Source organism: Streptomyces doebereineriae (genome assembly GCF_031845645.1).
In the GTDB taxonomy this organism is placed as follows: Bacteria; Actinomycetota; Actinomycetes; order Streptomycetales; family Streptomycetaceae; genus Streptomyces; species Streptomyces canus.
In genome coordinates this window covers 367,067-386,082 of record NZ_JAVREZ010000002.1, presented here as the reverse complement: position 1 = coordinate 386,082, position 19,016 = coordinate 367,067, and the positions used below count along the sequence as shown (strand labels likewise).

15 protein-coding genes and 1 pseudogene are annotated in these 19,016 nt (G+C 70.0%); 5 read left to right on the top strand and 11 right to left on the bottom strand.

Features of this window, described 5'->3' with window-relative positions; all coding sequences use genetic code 11:
* Nucleotides 1-19 precede the first annotated feature (19 nt).
* A complete protein-coding gene (locus RNB18_RS07305) occupies nucleotides 20-442 on the bottom strand; it encodes a DUF6325 family protein (protein WP_311713678.1) in 423 nt (140 codons plus the stop codon).
* A 176-nt stretch (nucleotides 443-618) separates the two neighbouring features.
* On the opposite strand from RNB18_RS07305, the gene RNB18_RS07300 reads away from it, so the two are divergent.
* Nucleotides 619-1,956 (top strand): hypothetical protein, encoded by a 1,338-nt coding sequence (locus RNB18_RS07300; RefSeq protein ID WP_311713307.1) that lies wholly within the window; start codon nucleotides 619-621, stop codon nucleotides 1,954-1,956.
* An 11-nt stretch (nucleotides 1,957-1,967) separates the two neighbouring features.
* Here RNB18_RS07300 and RNB18_RS07295 read toward each other — a convergent pair whose 3' ends face one another.
* From RNB18_RS07295 to RNB18_RS07285, 3 genes are all read right to left on the bottom strand, one after another.
* Nucleotides 1,968-2,459 (bottom strand): DUF7144 family membrane protein, encoded by a 492-nt coding sequence (locus RNB18_RS07295; RefSeq protein ID WP_311713306.1) that lies wholly within the window; start codon nucleotides 2,457-2,459, stop codon nucleotides 1,968-1,970.
* A gap of 33 nt (nucleotides 2,460-2,492) precedes the next feature.
* Nucleotides 2,493-2,954, bottom strand: a complete 462-nt coding sequence (locus tag RNB18_RS07290) for an SHOCT domain-containing protein (RefSeq protein WP_311713305.1) — start codon at nucleotides 2,952-2,954, stop codon at nucleotides 2,493-2,495.
* Nucleotides 2,955-3,164: 210 nt separating this feature from the next.
* On the bottom strand, nucleotides 3,165-3,827 hold the full coding sequence (locus RNB18_RS07285) for an HdeD family acid-resistance protein (protein ID WP_311713304.1): 663 nt from the start codon (nucleotides 3,825-3,827) through the stop codon (nucleotides 3,165-3,167).
* 215 nt (nucleotides 3,828-4,042) lie between these two features.
* On the opposite strand from RNB18_RS07285, the gene RNB18_RS07280 reads away from it, so the two are divergent.
* Nucleotides 4,043-4,645, top strand: coding sequence for a potassium channel family protein (locus RNB18_RS07280; protein ID WP_311713303.1), 603 nt, complete (start codon nucleotides 4,043-4,045; stop codon nucleotides 4,643-4,645).
* A 17-nt stretch (nucleotides 4,646-4,662) separates the two neighbouring features.
* Here the strand turns inward: RNB18_RS07280 and RNB18_RS07275 are convergent, their stop codons facing one another.
* The 3 genes from RNB18_RS07275 to RNB18_RS07265 form a co-directional block, all read right to left on the bottom strand.
* Nucleotides 4,663-4,860 (bottom strand): hypothetical protein, encoded by a 198-nt coding sequence (locus RNB18_RS07275; protein ID WP_020276994.1) that lies wholly within the window; start codon nucleotides 4,858-4,860, stop codon nucleotides 4,663-4,665.
* Between the two features lie 142 nt (nucleotides 4,861-5,002).
* Complete coding sequence (locus RNB18_RS07270; protein WP_311713302.1) at nucleotides 5,003-5,530, bottom strand: hypothetical protein; 528 nt, start codon at nucleotides 5,528-5,530, stop codon at nucleotides 5,003-5,005.
* Nucleotides 5,531-5,699: 169 nt separating this feature from the next.
* Nucleotides 5,700-8,387: a LuxR C-terminal-related transcriptional regulator gene (locus RNB18_RS07265; protein ID WP_394817598.1), complete on the bottom strand. Its 2,688-nt coding sequence runs from the start codon at nucleotides 8,385-8,387 to the stop codon at nucleotides 5,700-5,702.
* 184 nt (nucleotides 8,388-8,571) lie between these two features.
* Here RNB18_RS07265 and RNB18_RS07260 point away from each other — a divergent pair, with 184 nt between their 5' ends.
* Nucleotides 8,572-8,874 (top strand): amphi-Trp domain-containing protein, encoded by a 303-nt coding sequence (locus tag RNB18_RS07260; protein WP_311713301.1) that lies wholly within the window; start codon nucleotides 8,572-8,574, stop codon nucleotides 8,872-8,874.
* Nucleotides 8,875-8,886: 12 nt separating this feature from the next.
* On the opposite strand, the gene RNB18_RS07255 is transcribed toward RNB18_RS07260, so the two are convergent.
* Both RNB18_RS07255 and RNB18_RS07250 read right to left on the bottom strand, forming a co-directional pair.
* On the bottom strand, nucleotides 8,887-9,723 hold the full coding sequence (locus tag RNB18_RS07255) for a class II glutamine amidotransferase (RefSeq protein WP_311713300.1): 837 nt from the start codon (nucleotides 9,721-9,723) through the stop codon (nucleotides 8,887-8,889).
* A gap of 82 nt (nucleotides 9,724-9,805) precedes the next feature.
* A complete protein-coding gene (locus tag RNB18_RS07250) occupies nucleotides 9,806-11,182 on the bottom strand; it encodes an MFS transporter (RefSeq protein ID WP_311713676.1) in 1,377 nt (458 codons plus the stop codon).
* 332 nt (nucleotides 11,183-11,514) lie between these two features.
* On the opposite strand from RNB18_RS07250, the gene RNB18_RS07245 reads away from it, so the two are divergent.
* A complete protein-coding gene (locus tag RNB18_RS07245; RefSeq protein WP_311713299.1) occupies nucleotides 11,515-14,583 on the top strand; it encodes an FG-GAP-like repeat-containing protein in 3,069 nt (1,022 codons plus the stop codon).
* Nucleotides 14,584-14,635: 52 nt separating this feature from the next.
* Here RNB18_RS07245 and RNB18_RS07240 read toward each other — a convergent pair.
* Nucleotides 14,636-14,740 (bottom strand): annotated as a pseudogene (locus RNB18_RS07240) (PIN domain nuclease); the annotation flags it as partial.
* Nucleotides 14,741-14,985: 245 nt separating this feature from the next.
* On the opposite strand from RNB18_RS07240, the gene RNB18_RS07235 reads away from it, so the two are divergent.
* A complete protein-coding gene (locus RNB18_RS07235) occupies nucleotides 14,986-17,847 on the top strand; it encodes a PKD domain-containing protein (RefSeq protein ID WP_311713298.1) in 2,862 nt (953 codons plus the stop codon).
* Nucleotides 17,848-18,351: 504 nt separating this feature from the next.
* Here the strand turns inward: RNB18_RS07235 and RNB18_RS07230 are convergent.
* Nucleotides 18,352-19,008 (bottom strand): DUF1326 domain-containing protein, encoded by a 657-nt coding sequence (locus RNB18_RS07230; protein WP_311713297.1) that lies wholly within the window; start codon nucleotides 19,006-19,008, stop codon nucleotides 18,352-18,354.
* Between the last annotated feature and the right edge of the window lie 8 nt (nucleotides 19,009-19,016).

Genomic DNA, 19,016 nt, shown 5'->3' with positions numbered 1-19,016 from the left:
TTCCCCGTGTCCTTGCTCTTCAGCGCGCGGTTTCCGCGGCGTCGAGCGCGGCCAGGACCGCGGGCACCGGGATCCTCCCGGAGGCGACCAGTTCGGCACCGCCGCGTCGCAGGGCGGCGGCGAACGGTGCGGCCCAGAGGTTCTCGTAGATCAGGACTCCGGCCGAGTTGCCGGGTTCCAGGGCGGCGGCTGCCTCCACGAGGTCGTCCTGGCCCAGCAGGCCGGAGGACGCTCCCTCGAAGACCGCCAGGTCGAGTTCGCCGTCGCCGGTGAGATCGCCGATCTCCAGGCCGGTCACGGATCCGTCGAGGTCCTTCCGGATGAACGTCAGGTCGAGGATCCGGATGAGGCCGCGGTCCACCAGATCGACCAGGAGGGGGAAGCCCTCGCCGGTCATGCGGTTGCCGGGGAACTCGACGACCAGATAGTCGATCGGTCCCATCGCACCGGATGTGTCGACTTCATCGAATGTGTCGCTCACGGCGTCACCTTCTGGGCTCGTGGCTGCTCCCCCATGCCATTGCATCACCGCACCGGGGCGGCCGCACGTCGTGCGCGGTTCACCCGTCGGACGCACACGGGTCGCGCGTCCGGCACCGTACGGATCTTCTGGTGTCCATGGCCCACACAGGCGACGAGCCCCTCTCGAACCGGGAACGCAGCGAACTGGATGAACTGCGGCACCGCGTAGGTGCCCTGGAAAGCGGCGCGCGCCCGCAGGCGGCCCGGCATCACTTCTTCCGGTCCACGGGCTCCGTCCTGCTGATCCTCTTCGCGGCCCTGCTGTCGCTGCTGTCCGTCATCGCGGTCTGGGCGAACAGCATCGTGCGGGACACCGACCGCTACGTCGCCACGGTGGGACCGCTGGCCTCCGATCCGGATGTGCAGAAGGCCGTCACCAACCGGGTCACCGACGTGGTGCTGGCGCGGATCGACGTGAACGCGCTGGTCAAACAGCTGCAGGACGCCGTGTCGGAGAAGGGCGTGCCGCCGAAGGCGGCCCAGCTGGTCGGCAACCTGGACGGGCCGATCACGAGCGGTCTGAAGCAGCTGGTCAGCGGCACCGTGGAGCGGGTGGTCAGCAGCAGCGCCTTCGAGAAGGTCTGGGTGGACGCCAACCGCAGGGTGCACTCGTCCGTCGACAAGGCCCTGACGGGCGATGGCGACGGCGCGGTCTCGCTGAAGAACGACCAGGTGGCCATCGACGTGGCACCGATCGTGGCCCAGGTCAAGGAGCGGTTGGTCGGCGCCGGCCTCGGAGTGGCCGCGAAGATCCCGGACGTCCACACGGACTTCGTGGTGGTCCAGTCGAAGGACATCGGCAAGATCAAGACCTATATGAGGGTCCTGGAGATCATGGGCAGCTGGCTGCCCCTCATCGCCCTGCTGGTGGCCGCGGCGGGGGTGTACACCGCGTTCAACCGCCGGCACGCGCTGATCGGGGCCGGGTTGGCGGTGTTCGTGGCCATGCTGGTCCTCGGGATCACTCTCACCGTCTTCCGGGACGTCTACCTCGACCATCTGCCCTCCGGAGCGTCCCCGGCCGCCGCCGGAGCGGTGTACGACGCGCTGATCAAGTTCCTGCGCGCCGGTGTACGGGCGCTCGGTGCCGTCGCCCTCATCGTCGCCATCGGTGCCTTCCTCAGCGGCCCGTCCCGGATCGCCGTCCTCGTCCGCAACGGCTGCCGCAGGAGCATCGGCGCCCTGCGCGACGTGTCGGTCTCCGAAGGGCTTCGGCTCGGGGCGGTCGGGCGGTTCGTGCACCGCTTCAAGCGCTGGATCGGGGTCGCGATCCTGGTGGTCGCCGCGATCGTCCTGTTCACCTGGACCTACCCGACCACGATGGTCGTGGTGTGGACCACGGTCATCGTGCTGGTGGGCTTCGCGATCCGTGAATTCCTGGACACCGGCTCCGCCCCGGCCGCCCCCGGGTCCCGGACCACCGCGGCTCCCTGAGACCGCTGAACTCATGCGGGTCCGTGCGGCGGAGACGACATCCTGTGCGACTGACGGTCATCGGACATCGGACGCTCGTCGGACATGGTGAAGAGGTTGTCGCGCTGGACCACGCACAGGGCCCAGATGATGAAGCCCGAGATCGCGATCATCACGACCGACCACACCGGGTAGTACGGCAGGGAGAGGAAGTTGGCGATGATGACGAGCCCGGCGATGGCCACGCCGAGGACGCGCGCCCACGTCGACGTCCGGAGCAGCCCGATGCTGACGAGCACGGCGACCACGCCCAGCGCGAGATGGATCCAGCCCCAGCCGGTCAGGTCGAACTCGAACGCATAGTTGCGCGTCGTGACGAAGATGTCGTCCTCGGCGATGGCCATGATGCCCCGGAAGATGTCGAGCAGGCCGACGAGGAAGAGCATCACGGCACCGAAGGCGGTCAGGCCGGTTGCCCATTCCTGCTTCGCCGTGTGTGCCTGCTGAGTGTGTGTCTCAGTCATCTTGTGCCTCGATTCGTGGTGTTGTACGTACGCTCAGCGACCGGTCGTGGTGGAGCCGGTGTGCTCCGCCGGGCCGTGGCCGGCCAGGACCAGTTCCTTGGCCCTGCGGAACTCCTCGTCCGTGATGTCGCCGCGGGCGCGGATGTCGGACAGCTTGGCGAGCTCGTCGATGCTGCTGGGCTGGGTCTGGGTGCCGGCGGCCTCCCTGATGCGGGCGTCGAAGGCTTCCTGCTGTGCTCGGGCCTGGGATATCTCCCGGCGGCCCATGTTCTTGCCGCGTGCGATCACGTAGACGAACACGCCCAGGAAGGGCAGCAGGATGGTGAACGCCAGCCAGCCGGCCTTCGCCCAGCCGCTCATGTCGTCGTCACGGAAGATGTCGACGACGACGCGGAAGAGCAGGACGAACCACATGATCCACAGGAAGAACAAGAGCATGCTCCAGAAGACGCTCAGCAGGGGATAGTCGTACGCGAGGTACGTCTGCGTGCTCATGTCTCTCCTCCGTCCCGGGCGCTCGCCCGGCTGCCGTTACGTGCAGTCTCAGCGTGGACACGACCGGAGCCGGGTGGCCTCACCCGACGCGGGTGACCTTGCGGGGGTCCGGCCCGCGTACGGCGGGGGCGTGCTCGGCGGCTGCCCCGTACCCGTCGCGGAGGTGACCGCACGGTCCGGGCGGCGCGCGCCGGAGTGGCGGATGCCGTGTCAGACCGTCCCGGCGGGAGCCTGCGGCCCCGTGGTGGGCGTCTTTCGCAGCGCGGCCCGCCACGCGAAGGCGACCGCCGCCTCGGCCAGGCCGAGCAGGACGAGCCACAGGCCGAGCAGCCGGGTCAGGGCGCGGGCCGACTCCGTCGGCAGGGCGAGCACCACGATTCCCGCGACGATGGCGAGCACCGCGCCGCCCAGGACGACTCCGCGGTGCGGCAGGTCCTTGGCGGCGATGGCCGTGTAGAGGGTGAGGATGCCGGACACGAGCCAGACGACGCCGACGACCAGCGAGAGGGCGGCGATGGTCTGCAGCGGGTTCCGCAGGCTCAGAACCCCGGCCAGGACGTACAGCACGGCCAGGAGCAGCCCCGGGATCCGTTCACCGTGCTCCTCCCGGCCGAAGACGGCCACGAACCGGAACGCCCCGGTCACCAGCAGGTACAGCCCGATGATGACTGCCAGGACATGCAGGGTTTCCTCCGGCCAGACCAGTACCAGGACGCCCGGCACCAGCGTCGCGACCGCCGAGCACAGGATCCAGGTCCATGAGCGGCCCAGCCGCGCCAGCACGTCCGCAGGATCACTCACCGGAAGGGGGGCCGCCCCGGCGGCAGGGGGTTCCGGCCCGGTAGGCGGCGCCGGATCACGCGACATGGTCATGGCTCCTCCTCGTGTGATCGAACGTCGCTGCCGGACCGCCGACGGGGCGGTGTCCGAGGCAACGGTGTGCCGGACCGCTCCAGCGTCACGCCTGTCACCGGGTGCCGGGCTCACCCACCACGGGTGATCCGCAGGCGCGGCCGTGACGGTGAGGTGGGAATCTCCAGGCGCCTGTCCCGTCGGCCTTGCGGCCGGACGCAACGGAGAGACACGAGATGAGCGATCCGAGCACTGTCCGGTCCGGACCGGACCGCACCCGCCGCCGGGCGGCGATCGTCGCCGTCGCCCGCGCCGTGCTCAGCGCCACCGGCCTCGTCACCGCCTACTACCTGCTGCCGCTGGACGAGCGAGGTACGGCCGGCGTGTCGGCGCTCCTCGCGTGCGGCTCGGCGGCGGTGCTGCTGATGTTCTGGTGGGAGGTGCGGGCCATCGTCCGCTCACCCCACCCGCGCCTGCGGGCCGTCGAGGCCCTGGCCGCCACAGTGCCGCTGTTCCTGGTGCTCTTCGCCTGCGGCTACTACCTGATGGACCACTTCACCCCGGGCTCCTTCAGTGAGCCGCTGACGAGGACGGACGCCCTGTACTTCGCGCTGACCACATTCAGCACCGTCGGCTTCGGGGACATCACGGCACGCTCCCAGGCGGGGCGGGTGCTGACGATGGTGCAGATGGCCGGTGGCCTACTGCTCGTGGGCGTCGCCGCACGGGTGCTGGCGGGCGCTGTCCAGGTGGGGCTGAGCCGGCAGCGCGGCAGGCCGTCGGCACAACCGGACTCCCGTACCGACGCCGGCACGCGGGACCCGGAGGCCGGACCATGACTTGCCGTCCGGCCCCCTCACTCCGGCAGCTGCCTCATCTCCAGAACACGCAGTCCCAGTGACTGGCAGCGTGCCAGCAGCCCGTACAGGTGCGCTTCGTCCACGACAGGACCGAACAGAACGGTCTGGCCGGACATCACCACGTGACCCAGCTCCGGAAACGCTTTGGCCAGCGTTTCCGACAGGTGTCCCTCGACGCGGATCTCATAGCGCACGAGCTGTCCTCCCATGGACTGCCTGGGACAGGCGGACGGCGCCCTTCTCTGCGATCGTCCGCCTCCCTGCCCCTTCGGGCCTCACCCGGTACAGGTGACCGTCCTCTTCTCAATGCGTCTCAATTTCTCAATGCGTCAGATCTCAATGCGTCAGAACGATCTTGAAGGAGACGATCAGCAGACCGAGCACCAGGTTGACCGATGCGGTGACGGCCAGAAGCCGCCGCGAAGCACCGGCGCGGCGTGCCGCGGCCACGGACCAGCCCACCTGCCCGGCCACGGCGACGGACAGAGCCAGCCACAGGGCACCTCGCACGTCGAGGCCCAGGAGCGGGCTGACGGCCACCGCGACGGCCGGCGGGACGGCGGCATTGACGATCGGCCACTCGTCACGGCACACGTGCAGTACGACATGGCGGTCCAGAGCCTGTTGCGCCAGCCGCGCCCCGAACAGCTGGGCGTGCACATGCGCGATCCAGAACACCAGGCCGGTGAGCAACAGCAGCAGCACCAGCTCGGTGCGTGGGAAGGAGCCCAGGGAGCCGGCGCCGATCACCACGGAGGCCGCGAGCATCGATCCGTAGACGCCGCCCGTGTAGTCCGCGTGGGCGCGGCGTTCGACACGACGCTCCCCGCGGGCCGTGGCCGGGCCGGTCCTGGTTCTGGACACCGGCGGCTCCCTCCGGACTCAGTGCGCCGATCCGGTCCCGGCGAGCGCGATGCCGCCGGTGGCGCACGCCTCGCCGCTCTTCCCATCGCACCCGAAGCACGTGCCCCGTGCCTCACCCGCCACGGGGGAAGGAGTGCGCCCGGTGGGAGACGCGCTCACCGACGCCCGTTCACAGCAGCCGGAGGTCGCGTGCGCGGCGCACCGCGTCGCCTCGCCGGTTCACCGCCAGCTTCCGGTAGACGCTCTTGAGGTGGGTCTTCACCGTGTTCACCGACACGTAGAGGTCGGCGGCGACCTCCTCCGTCGACATCATCCGGGCCAGCCGCTCCAGGACGTCGCGCTCGCGTCCGCTCAGCTCCACCGCGACGAGCGGCGGGGGCAGCGCCTCCGGCCGGGGTCGCTCACCGTGTCGCGGCGAGCCGGGCGTGAGCCAGCCCGCCGCCAGTTCGTGGAGCGGAGCCGTGGCCAGGAGGGGACGGAGCCACGCTCCCGCATCGAGGAACGGACGCCGCAGCCGCTCCCGTCGAGCGTCGAGGAGCGCGTGGGCCACGAGCCTGCGGGCCGTGGCGGTGTCTCCGGCCCCCTCCGCCGCCTGAGCCCTCACCAGCGCCGCCCGCACGGTCACCGCCGGCCCGGCGCGGCTCCCGGCGCGGATGCCGTCGAGCAGGTCGATGGCCGCCCCGGTACGGCCTGCGGCGAGCTGGATCGCCGCGGCCTCCACGGCACACCCCGGCTGGTCGACGGGCACCCCCTGGAGCACTTCGGCCGCTGCGTCCGGCCGCCCTTCGGCCAAGTGGGCGGCAGCGGTGACGAGGGCTTCACGGCTCGTCGCCCAGGGTGAGGCCACGACGGCGGAGACGTCCGGGGCAGCCGCGTCCACGGCGGCTCGTGCCTTGCCCCTGACCAACAGCAGGCGAGCCGTGGCCAGGGCTCGTCCCGCCGCCGGGACCGGGTCATGTGTTCCTGCCGGGAGCCGGGCCGTCTCGTCGAGGAGGGCCTGTGCCCGGCCCAGCTCATGGCGGTCGACGGCCACGGCGGCGAGGACCAGCTGCCCGATGCCGGAGCCGGACGGCTGGGGAAGGCCGACCCGCTCCATCTCGGCCACCGCCGCCAAGGCCTTGCGCTCCGCTCGACCGAGCCAGCCGTCCAGATAGTCGAGCAGCGCCAGGTGCTCCAGGGCGTCTTCTCGGGGCAGCACGGTGGAGGCTCCGCCGGGAGCGGCGGCCGCCGTGGTCAGGGCAGCGCGCGCGTCCTCGAAACGCCCGGCCCACAGGCGGGCCGAACCCAGATGGGTCAGCAGCAGAGCGGTGAGTTCAGGATGCTTGTCCAGCAGGTGCGCTGGCACCTCCTGGCGCAGGTCATCGGCCGCTACGGCGGCCCTTTCGGCCCGTGGGGGACATCCGGTCAGCCGGGCGGCCAGTGCCTCCAGCAGGGCACAGCTCAACTGGGCGGCTGCCAGGTCGGGCGCGTCGTCGGTCAGATGCTCCTCGGCGAGGCGCAGACGTGCCAGACCATGATCGAGGTCGTGCCGGGACAGGTCACGGGCGGCGCGTACGACGTCCGTCGCGGGGCTTCGGGCCTCGGGGCCCATGTGGGAGAACAACTGGGTCAGGTCGTCCGAGCGCAGGCCGGTGAAGAGCTGCCCGATCGCCAGGTCGTCGACGAGGGCGCCGGCGGCGAAGTCCCAGTCGCCCGCGGCGGCGCCGTGGGCGAGTGTCTCCGGCAGGAATCCGGAACGACGCAGCCACCGTGCGGCCCGCCGGTGGAGTTCCGGCTCCAGGCCGGGCAGACGCACGCGCAGATGGGCCCGGAGTATCTCCCGGAACAGCGGGTGGAGCTGGTACGAGGAGTGCCCGAGGTACTCGACGAACGCGTTGTCGCGGTGCAGCCCGGCGAGAATGGGCTCGGCATCGGTCCGGAGGGTCAGCGCGTTGGCCAGCTCGGGGGAGAACCGCTCCAGGACGCTGACCCGCAGCAGGAGGCCCTGGGTCTCCTCCGGCTGCCCCCTGAGGACCTCGGCCAGCAGGAAGTCCGCGACCGTACTGCGGTCCGCGTCGAACTCCTTCAGATACAGCTCCGGGTCGGCGCTCTCCAGGGCGGCCAGGGCGGACAGGCGCAAACCGGCGGCCCAGCCCCGGGTGCGGTCCACCAGGGCGCTCGCGGCAGGAACCGGAAGGCTCAGACCGTGCAGCTCCAGCAGTGCGACGGCCTCCTCAGGGGTGAACGCGAGCTCGGCGGCACGGATCTCCGTCAGCTCGCCGGCCGCCCGGTAACGGTGCAGCGGCAGCAGCGGTTCGGTGCGGGTGACGAGGACGAGGTGCAGGCCACGCCCGGCGTGGTGCAGGACGAACTCCAGCTGCTTGGTGACCTCCGGATCGGTCATGCGGTCGTACTCGTCGAGCACGAGGACCACGGGCCGGTCGCGCTCGTTCAGCTCGGCGGCGAGCGCTGCCAGCAGCTTGCGGTCCACCCGGGAGGCGTCCGCGGGGGCACCGACCACGTCGGACGCCGACGCACCGCAGGCGCGCAGTGCCTGAAGGACGTACGCCCAGAACACCCCGGGACGCCGGTCCCCCGCTTCGACGGTGAGCCAGGCGACCGGCTGCCGCAGTCCGGCGGCCCAGTCGGCGGCCAGCAGGGTTTTGCCTGCCCCGGCCGGGCCGTTGACCAGTGCCAACGGCGTCCCCAGAGCCTGATCGAGGTGCTGGACGAGCCGCTGCCGCCGCAGGAACGTGGCGGGCCGCGCGGGGAGCGCGAACCGGGTGCGCAGGAACGGGTCTCCCTGGGGATCGGCGTACGGTACGGCCGGAACGATCGGAACGGTCGTTCCTCTGGCGTTCTCGTAGGTCTCGGCCACGGTCGCTCACTACCCCTGTCTGCCGGGGTCACGTCACGGGCGGCGCTTCCTCCACCAGCATCCCAGCCTCTCCGCCACGACGCGCGTCACACCGGGCCACCCCGACATGCGCAGCGAACCCAAGAGGGCGAGATTGGAGGTGGCCCGACCGGCCGAACGTGCCGTATCCGGATCGGAGACACCCATGAAGGACCTCAAGTTCGAACAGAAGCGCTCTCTCTCCCGCCTCGAGGCGGCTGACCAGCTCACGGCACTCGCGGCCGCGCTGAGGGAAGGCGGGGATGCCGAACTGGACTTCGGCAGCGGATCGCTGAGCCTGCGGATCCCCGACGACCTCCGCAGCGAGGTGGAGGTCGAGATCGGTGACGGGGAGATCGAGTTGGAGATCGAGTTCAAGTGGCCGACCGCAGGGCGCAAGAGCGTGCCCGCAAAGCGAGGGCGCAGCGCCACGAGCACCAACAGAAGCAAAGGCGCGAAGAGCCCGTGATCTGCTGACGCGTCACGCTGGTTCCGGTACGAAGCGATGCAACTCGTCTGCTCCGGCATGTACGACGCCGTAGCTGCTCTCCGGCACCTCGTTCCAGGCACCCGGCAGATCACCGAGGGGCTCGGACACGATGAGACGGGTCTCGTCGGACACTCCCCGGAGGAAGGCCAGGTCGGGGTGCAGCTCCCTCAGTGTGTCCACGCGGGTGCTGTAGAACAACGACCGGGAATTGCCCTGGCTCGAGTAGCGGAAGGCCCACAGGCGTTCGCCGTCGGTCACGGCGATGGTCATCTGGACCGGGAACTCCACACCGTGGTCATGGCCGCTGCGCTCCACCGCTCCCACCATCCGGGCCACGGCGCCCGGCGGATCCTCGTCCAGGCCGAAGGTGATCGCCAGGTAGAACATCATCTCCGAGTCCGTCGTTCCCTCGATGTCTGAGTAAAGCGCGGGGTCGACGAGCAGGGACAGGTCGCGGCGCATGAGGTGGAAATCGTTGATGGCACCGTTGTGCATCCACATCCAGCGGCCGTGCCGGAACGGGTGGCAGTTCGTCTGCTGCACCGCCGTACCCGTCGACGCCCGTATGTGGGCGAAGAACAACGGAGAGCGGACATGATCCGCGATCTCCCTCAGGTTGCGGTTGTTCCAGGCGGGGCCGATGTCCTTGAGCAGGGCTGGGGTGTCGATGTTTTCCTCTGAGTACCATCCGACGCCGAAGCCGTCGCCGTTCGTCGTCTCGACTCCCAGTCTGGAGTGGAGGCTCTGATCGATCAGCGAGTGGGTCGGTCTGTAGAGGATGGTGTCGAGCAGCAGGGGTGTTCCCGAGTAAGCGAGCCATCGGCACATGGGCGGTCACCTCCGTCAGTCCCATTTTCGTCTCCCTCGCCGCGCATCGCCATGCGGGCGTCGGGCGTCGGGTGGAGACACCTCACGTGGGTCCGTGCGGCGCAGAAGGAGTGGTGCTCGAAACCGGGCCCCGGGGGAGGAACACCGCGGTGACGAGACCGACGAGCCCGAGGACCGCCAATGTGATCATCGCGGCTCCGTAGGCATGAGTGGTGAGGCCGGCGACGAGGATGGTGCCCGCGACCGCGGTGCCGAATGAGGAACCGAGGTTGGAGACGCTGCGCGACAGCCCCGAGATCTCGCCCTGCCGCTCGTCGGGGAAGCTCGACTGCACCACGTTGACCGATGGGGTCAGACACAGGCCGAGTCCCAGGCCGATCAGCAGCAGCCCGGGCGCGAAGGCCCAGGCACTCGGAGAGCCGCTTGCCAGGGCCAGCAGGACCCCGACTCCGGCGATCGCCACGACGAAGCCCGTCACGATGAGGGTGCGCTGTGCCCACCGCCGCGCCAGACGTTCGGCGGCCAGCGAGGACGCGAGCAGGCCGAGCGTGGCGGCCGTGAAGATCACGCCGGTCTGGATCGCGTCGTATCCGCGGACGACCTGGAGATAGGTCGCGACGACGAACGACGTCCCCATGAGCAGGAGCCACTGGATGTTCTGTGTGACGAGACCGAGATTGGAGGTGCGGTTGCGGAACAGGCTCGGCGAGAGGAGGGGCTGTTCGCCGGCCCGCTCCTTGGCGCGTGCCGACCGGAAGAACCACAGCAGCACGAGCGCACCGAGGACGATCAGGCCGATCATCAGCCAGACGTTGTTGTCGGCTGCCAGGATCCCCGTGACGACGAGGACGAGGCCGACGGCCGAGAGGATCGCTCCGGCGGTGTCGAAGGTGCTCGTGGGATCCGGTGGCAGCGGGTCCTCGATCCGGCGGCTCAGGATGATGATCAACACGATCACCAGGGCCTGGAACACGAAGGCCGCCCGCCAGCTGATGGCGGAGGTGATGAGTCCCCCGATCAACGGCCCGGCGGCGGCGCCGATGCCTCCCAGCGCCATGACCGCCCCGAACGCGCGGGCACGGGAGGTCACTTCAGTGAAGAGGAGCGTCGTGAGGATGTAGACGGGCGGGATGAGCAGCGCCGTGCCGACACCTTCGAGGATCGAGTTGCCGAGGATGAGGACACCCAGGCCCGGGGCGGCCGCGCTCAGCAGGGCGCCGACGCCGTACACGGCGAGACCGGCCAGGAAGCACCGCTTGCGGCCGTAGCGGTCGGTCAGCTTGCCGCCGGGGATCATCAGCGCCGCCATGACGAGGAGAAAGATCGTGATCGCGAGCTGCACTCCCTGCACGCTCGTGTCCAGGTCCTCGCTGATGTCGTTGATCATCACGTTCATGTTCGAACCGGCGAAGCTGCAGATGAACTGGGCCAGGGCGAGGGGAGCCAGCACGCCGCGCATCGCACCCGACGAGCGTTCGGAGGCATCCGCTTCAGCCACCGGCGCTGCTCCTTTCGCAGGCGGGGCAGGCGTTCATGAAAGGCTCCCTCGCGCGACGGGGGCCGGCCCGTGTTCCGCTGTCTCAAGCGTGCGCTGCGGCAGAGCTCATCGCACTCCGAGATCTCTTTCCGCGCTCCTCCTGATGCCCCTGGGCCTGCTGATACTCTCGTGCCCGCTGTGCGTGGGGGGCAGCTCGGGGGCTGGGCATTTTCAACAGCATCGTCGACGTGCGCCTGATCGGCCGCCGCCGTTCCGTCACGCCACTTTTCTGTTGAGAGGCCCAGGAGGCGACGATGGCCCGTCGTACCACCGCCCGCACCACAGCTCGAGGCATCGCCGCGTTGGCGGTCCTCGCCGTCATCGCCGGTCCCGGCCCGCTCGCCGTCGCCGTCGACGCGGACGACGGTGTCGCAAACGCCGCCCTCTCGATGGAGAAGGTCTTCCAGGCGGACCGCTACATACCGCGCGGGGACCGGATCCACACCGCCGGCCCCAGCGGCTATCTGCATGTCCAGGAGGGCCGTTCCGGCTATCTGTGGACGTCGTACGACACCGGCACGACGACCGAGCTGGGCGACCTGGCCCGACTCGAACTCCCCGCGTACCTGGGATCCTCGTCCGACGTCGTGACCGAGGTGGTCTCGCCCACCCAGAAAGTGGTCCTCAGGGATCTGTCCGCCGGTACCACCACGGACATCGCCCTCACCCACGGCACGTACCGGGCCACCTTCGGCACCCATGTGCTGACGCAGGCCCAGGACGCCGACGGCAACCGCGTGCTGTGGCTCTACGGCGACGGCACTCCCGCCGACGGCACCCTCGTCGGCGGATGGCCGACCGGAATCACGGCCAACTTCAGCGTGCTGGGCGGCGACAGCGGTACTGCTGTCATCGGCTACCGGCTGGGAACCGGCGAGCGGCACCTGGCGCTCGTGGACCTCACCACCGCGAAAGTCACCGGCGATGTGGTCGTCCCCGTCACCCCGACGGGTGTCGCGCTGAGCGCCGACCGGCTGGTCTGGTGGTCCGACCTCAAGACGGCCCACGTCCTGGACCGATCGGACCTCTCCGCCGCCGAGACGACCGTGACGCTGCCCGGCACGGAGGGCACCCCGTCGGTGGGCATCGCCGGGCGCTGGCTGGTGGTGGCCCGTTCCGTCCCGTCCAGCCCGAGTGACTGGGTCGACAAGTCCGGCGAGCGCCTGATGGCAGTCCCTCTCACCGGCGGCGACCCGATCACCCTGCTCCGGCACGCGAACAGCTCCCTCATCACGGCACCGGACGGCAGTCTGCTGGCCGTCGGCGGCACCGACGCCGGGCACTGGGCGGTACGCAGGGTCACCGATACAGGGGCCGGCACCCCGACGCTGAGGGAGCTGACCGCCGTACCGTCGGTGGCCGCGAAGATCGACCGGTTGTCGCTGCAGAACGGCACCCTGGCCACCGACGAGGCCGACAGCAGCTTCATGGGCGCCTACTACACCCGGTCGATCGCCGCCGACGGCACACCGGGCGCACCCACCTGGCAGGACTGGGACGGACGTGGCGCGGGCCCGTACGCCACCGGGGACGGCCGCGCGGTGACGTTCAACCCCGACTCCGACCCCACCGTCGGCTCGTCGGTCCAGTCCGTCTTCAAGAACGACGCGGCGGGTTTCTTCCGGGTGCCCTCCACCTCCGGAGCCCTCCTCGACGTCACCGGCCGCTACGCGATCGTCAACGGCTCCTCCCCGGCCAAGCAGTACATCGGCGACCTCGGCGACTACTCCGACCTCCAGCCCATCGTCACCCGCTCCGTCACGGCCGCCTCCGTCTGGGGTACCAAGTTGTGGACGCCGGGCTCCGGCACGGGTGTCGTCACCGCGAAGGACCTGAAGACCGGCAAGGTCACCGACACGATCGCCACCGGCGCCCCGTGCGTGGCCAAGGAGCTTCAGGCGGTGGGCCGTTGGATCTACTGGTCCTGCGGCCCGACCGCGACGGCGGGCGTGTACGACCGTACGGCGAAGAAGAACATCGCCGTCCCGTCCGGCGAGGCCCTGCTCGGCGACGGTTATGTCGTCCGGCACGACACCTCGGCCGGGGCGCTGCTCCTCACCGCCTTCGCCGACGGCACCGCGACCACCCGCAAGATCGGCGACCTCGCGGCGGGCGCATCCAGCCTGCGCGGGGTGACCTGGACCGTGGACAAGTTCGGCGGGCCCGTGGCCTACGTCGACGCGGACCGGCGGATCCACCTGGTGCCCAGCGGGACCGCCACCCAGGCCCTCGGAGTGATCGAGTCCGAGGTGACGAGCAACATCGGCGGCGAGGAGTGGTGGCAGTGGCGTGGGCTGCTCTCCAAGCCCGCCGCCTCCTGGAAGGCCACGCTCACCAGCAAGGCCACCGGCACGGTGGCCCGTACGTTCTCCGGCGGCGAGGTGTCGGGCGCCGTGACCGTGCGGTGGGACGACCGCGACGGCAAGGGCGCGTACGTCCCCAACGGCACGTACACCTTCAGGCTGACGGCCCAGCCCGCCGACGGGTCGGGGCCCGCGCTGACGGTCACCCAGACGGTGCGCGTGTCCCACGGAGCCGTCGTACGCCGCGACTTCATCAACTACGACACCTGGGTGCCCGACGGGATCGGCGACGTGATGACCCTCAGCCCGTCCGGTGTCATCAGCTACCGTCCGGGCAACGGGACGGGAGGCCTCGGCAAGGCCATGTCCGCCTCGGACTGGCCCTCCTCGGTGACCCTGGTCCCGTTCGGCGACCTGAACGGCGACCGCCAGAACGACGTCCTCGTCCGCTTCAGCAGCGGCGAACTCCGGGTGTACCGCACCTGGCGGGGGCAGGTGTTCAACACGAGCACCCCGCGCACCTCGCTCGGCAAGGGCTGGAACCAGTACGACGTGCTGACCTCGCCGGGTGACGTGTCCGGCGACGGCCGTCCGGACCTGATCGCCCGCAACTCCTCCACGGGAGCCGTCTACCTCTACAAGGGGACGAGTTCCGGCAAGCTGTCGTCCCGCGTGAAGCTCTACGACAATTGGAAGACGTACAAGAAGATCGTGGGCGTCGGGGACCTCAACGGCGACGGCGTCGGCGACCTGCTCGCCCAGGACAAGTCCAACAACCTGTACCGCTACACCGGCACGGGCAGGGGCACGTTCAAGGCCCGCGTGAAGCTGTTCTCGGCCTGGGGCGGCTCGTACAACGCAATCGTCGGCATCGGGGACATCAGCGGCGACGCCAAGGCGGACATCATCTCCCGCGACACCTCCGGCAACCTGTGGCGCAACAACGGAAACGGAAAGGGGTCGTTCGGCTCCCGCGCGAAGATCGCCACAGGGTGGCAGGTGTACAAGGGCGTCTTCTGAGGCCCCGACGCAGCACGCACGGGCCCGGCGAGTCGTCGATCCGACGCCGCCGGGCGGCCGAAACGAGATCGACGGCTCCGCCACTGCGGTGCTGTTGGCGCTGGGTGAGGATCTCCTGGACCTGCCAGGCGCGGTCGTAGGCGCGGTCATCGACCGGCCGGCTTCCTCGCCCGAGGAGAGGCCACGAGGTAATGGAAGACCCAAGCGCCTGCCGTACGGTGCTTTTCCTATGATCAAGCTTGTTCCCTCAAGGCCTCATCGGCAGCAGGACATCGGCATTTCGATGGTCCGGCGGCCGGCACCTGCCGTACCGTTCGGCCAACTCCAGCCGACAGGTGACTGGATCTGAACGGCTGTGCGGTCCGACGTCCCACGTCCCTCACGGCCCAGGGGAGCATGTTCATGAGCCGCAGGCGACAGCTGGTGAGGTGCGCCGCCGTCCTCTCCGTATTGATCGGCGGAATCGGTACCGGCCTTGCCCACGCCGCCACCGGCACAGCCTTGTACGTCGACGACGACGCCGCCGGTTGCAGCGACACCGGACCCGGCTCACCGGCGGAGCCCTTCTGCCAGATCCAGCCGGCCGCGGACTCGGCGGGTCCCGGGGACACCGTCCATGTGGCGCGGAACAAGACCCCGTACGCCCCCGTGAACATCGGATCGATCGGCGCCGCGGACGCACCGGTCACCTTCGTCGCAGCTCCCGGCGACAATGCGGCCGCCACCGCCGCCGTCGTTCTGACCAAGACCTCGACACCGGCGATGACCTTCTCCGGCGCCCAGTACGTCGATGTGTCGGGGTTCAACCTCTCGTCGAGCGGGACGAGCACGCTGGTGTTCTCCCAGTCCCAGCACATCTCCTACGACACGGGCGGGGTCACCACGGCCCAGGCGGCCACCGGCGCCGACGGGACGATCGCCGTCGACGGTTCCTCCTCCGACGTCGCACTCACCCGGCTGCACATCGCCCCCGAGTCCGGCGGTCCGGCCTTCGCAAGCGCGGCCGGAGCACAGGACATCACCCTGGCCGACGACGTCACATCGCTCGGCGGAGGCATATCGGCCACCGGCACCACGGGCATCCGTCTGGCCGGCGACACCATCGTGACGGCCTGCGGCAACGGCATCAGCCTGACCGACGGCAGCTCCGGATCCGTGGAGAACACCGTCGTACGTGCCGACACGACAGCATCCTGCTCGGACACCGGCACCCCCGCCGAGATCACGGTGGACGCCGCCTCCGCACCGCAGGTCACCGCGGACTACAACGCCGTCAGCCCCCTGCCGGCCGGAACCGACTATGAGTGGGCTGGCACCGCGTACGGCACCAGCCAGGCGTTCCGGACCGGCACCGGTCAGGGAACCCACGACCTGGACCAGACGGACGTGACACCGGACGGCACGCCGCTGATCGATTCCGCGGACGCCGACGCGCCAGGTGAGCTCGCCACCGACCTTCACGGGGCGCAACGCGTCGACGACCCGCTGGTCGCCGACACCGGTACGGGCGCCGGCGACTACGACCGGGGCGCGACCGAGGTACAGGACCCACTGAGGCTGGGGACAGCGAGCGGCGTGGCCGGGAGCGCCTATGTCGGCGTTCCGGTCACCTTCACCCCCGGCTTCGTCAACCCGTGGTCGGACTCCCTCGACGGCTACCGCTACACCTTCGCCTTCGGGGACGGCACCACGGTCACGTCCGTCACCGGCCCGGCCACCCACACCTACACGCAGCCCACTACTGGCGACACCATCCATGCCACGGTCACGGTGTACCGGCCGGACGGCACCGAGATGGGCACCGAGACCAGCCTCAGCTTCTCCGTCCGTCCGCTGCCACCGCTGACCGGGAGCCTCGACTGCCGGAGCGCCTCCGTCCGGACCGCGCCCAGCCTGCCCGACACCACCGGCTGCGGCCTGACCGCGTCCGGCTTCAGCGGCTACCCGATCACCAGTGACCGGATCACCTTCGGCGACGGCTCGGCAGCGGTCTCCGCGACAGGCTCCAAGAGCTGGGTCCGGCACACGTATGCCGCCGCCGGCACGTACACCGTCACCCAGCAGCTCACGGACTCCGGCGGACGCACCTTCACCGACACCACCCCGACCACCGTCGGCCCGTCCTACGTCGCCACCGACCCGCGCCGCATCCTGGACACGCGCAAGGGCACCGGTGCCGCCGAGCGGCAGGTCGGCCCCGCAGGCGTGGTCCGCCTCAAGGTCCTCGGTGTGGGCGGCGTCCCGTCCTCCGGGGTGACCGCGGTCACCCTCAACGTCACCGACACCCACGCGACCGCGAGCAGCTACGTCACGGTGTATCCGGACGGCACCAGCCGCCCGACCGCGTCCGATCTCGACTTCACCGCCGGGCGGACCAACCCCAACCTGGTCACGGTACGCGTGGGCGCGGGCGGCTACGTCGACCTGTACAACGCGCACGGCCACGTCGACCTCATCGCCGACACCCAGGGCTACTTCACGGCCAGGTCCGACACCAGCGACGACCATGTGAGCCCCATGAGCAACCTCGCACCTGTCACCCCGACGCGGGTCCTGGACACCCGCTACGGCACCGGCGCCCCCAAGGGCAAGGTCGCGCCCGGCAGCACGACCACCGTCACCCTGCCGAAGAACGGTCAGGGCGCGGGCACCGTCGGCGCCGTCCTCAACGTCACCGTGACCGGAGGCAGCGGCAGTGGCGTGGTCACCGTCTACTGCGGCAGCCGCCCCGGCACGTCGAACCTCAACTACCGCGTCGGGCAGACCGTTTCCAACCTGGTCGTGACGAAGGTGTGCACCGGCGGCAAGGTCAAGCTCTACAACAGCGGCGCACACGTCCATCTGATCGCCGACCTCCAGGGGCTCTACACCAACTCCGTCGTCGACGGCACCTCCCCCTGGGGCAGCCCCTTCGTCCCGGCCAACCCCACACGCTTCCTCGACACGCGCAACGGCACGGGTGCCCCCGCCGGGCGGCTCGGCGCGAACAGCACCCTCACCGTGAAGGTCGCCGGAGTCCACGGCGTACCGGCCGACGCGACCGCCGTCCTGGCCAACCTCACCGGCGTCGCCCCGACCACCGCCACCCACCTGACCGCCTACGGCGTCGGCAGTCTGCCGAACGTGTCCAACGTCAACCTGAGCGCCGGCGAGACCAGGCCGGTTCTGGCAGTGATCCCCATCGACGCCGAGGGCTCCATCCACATCCGCAACGCAAACGGATCCCTCAACATCGTCGCCGACCTCGAGGGCTACATCGGCTGACCGGGCTGGGCTCCAGGATCAGGCTCTCGCTCTGCTCCAGGACCCTCGCAGCCAAGTGTCCACTCCCGCAAAGGACTTGTGTCCGCCCACGGCCAGGCGCGGTGCGGGGTGGGCGACCGGGTTCAACGTGCCCCGTCTTCGGCGGGAGAGACGCCCGCGAAACGCAGCAACGGTTCACCGATAAACCGGTTCACCAACCCATGTGCTTGGACCGCATAGCCGCCGGTAAGCGCCAGAGGGTAGACACCACCCACGTCGAGGACATCCGCAAGCAGACGGCGGTGTCGGGACGGAGCTGGCTCGGAGCGGCCCCTGCAGTCTGCGAGGAGGTGCCCGTCATCCGGGTGGGCTCCTGGCTTTCTTCCGGGGTTATCCGAAGATGAGAGGGCCTGGCAGCAGCGGGGTGAATGAAGACCAGCAGAGTGCTCCGGCCCACGGGCAGCAGTATCAGCCGTAGTGGCGGGGGGCTCAGCTCATCTGAGCCGGTCCGCGTGGCCGGGTGGGTCAGTCGGGGCCGCTCCAGTCGAAGGGGAAGTGCTTGCTCGACTTGCCGGAGCGGTCCCAGGAGAAGCCGAACGCATCCGCGCGGTCGACGGTGGCCCGGCCCCATGTGGCGACCTGGCCCGGTCCGACTTCGGCACCCGGGGCGTTGTGGACCTGGACACGCGCGCCGTCCGCGGTGGTCGGGCCGGTGAGCGCCTCGGCGGCCGCTGTGACGCGGCCGGGGACCTCGGCCCGCCAGGTGGCGAGGTCATCGTCTATCTCGACGTGGATGGGTGCGACGTCCATGCCACGCATCTCGGGGTGGAACATCTCCCCGAACCGCGCCGGCCAGCCGCCCGCCTCGCCGCCGAAGACGGCCCCGAGAGCACCGCGTTGCTGTTCGTCGGCGCGTTCGTCGAGGAAGACGGCGGCGTAGGGGTCGCTGTGCTCGCCGGCCCAGACGTTGCCCGTGAAGGAGCCGAGCATCAGGACGTTCAGGCCGTCGAGACGGACGTCGCCGTAGCTGCCCTCCCGGATGTGCCAGACCAAGACGCCTTCGCAGTCGCCGTAGGTCGGGGGCTGGGCGAACGTGCACGGACAGGGGATGGCGCACTTGCACACATCGAACCAGTCGCCGGTCAGATGCCAGTGCGTCGCAGTGGTGGCCTGTTCTGTCATCTCGCTTC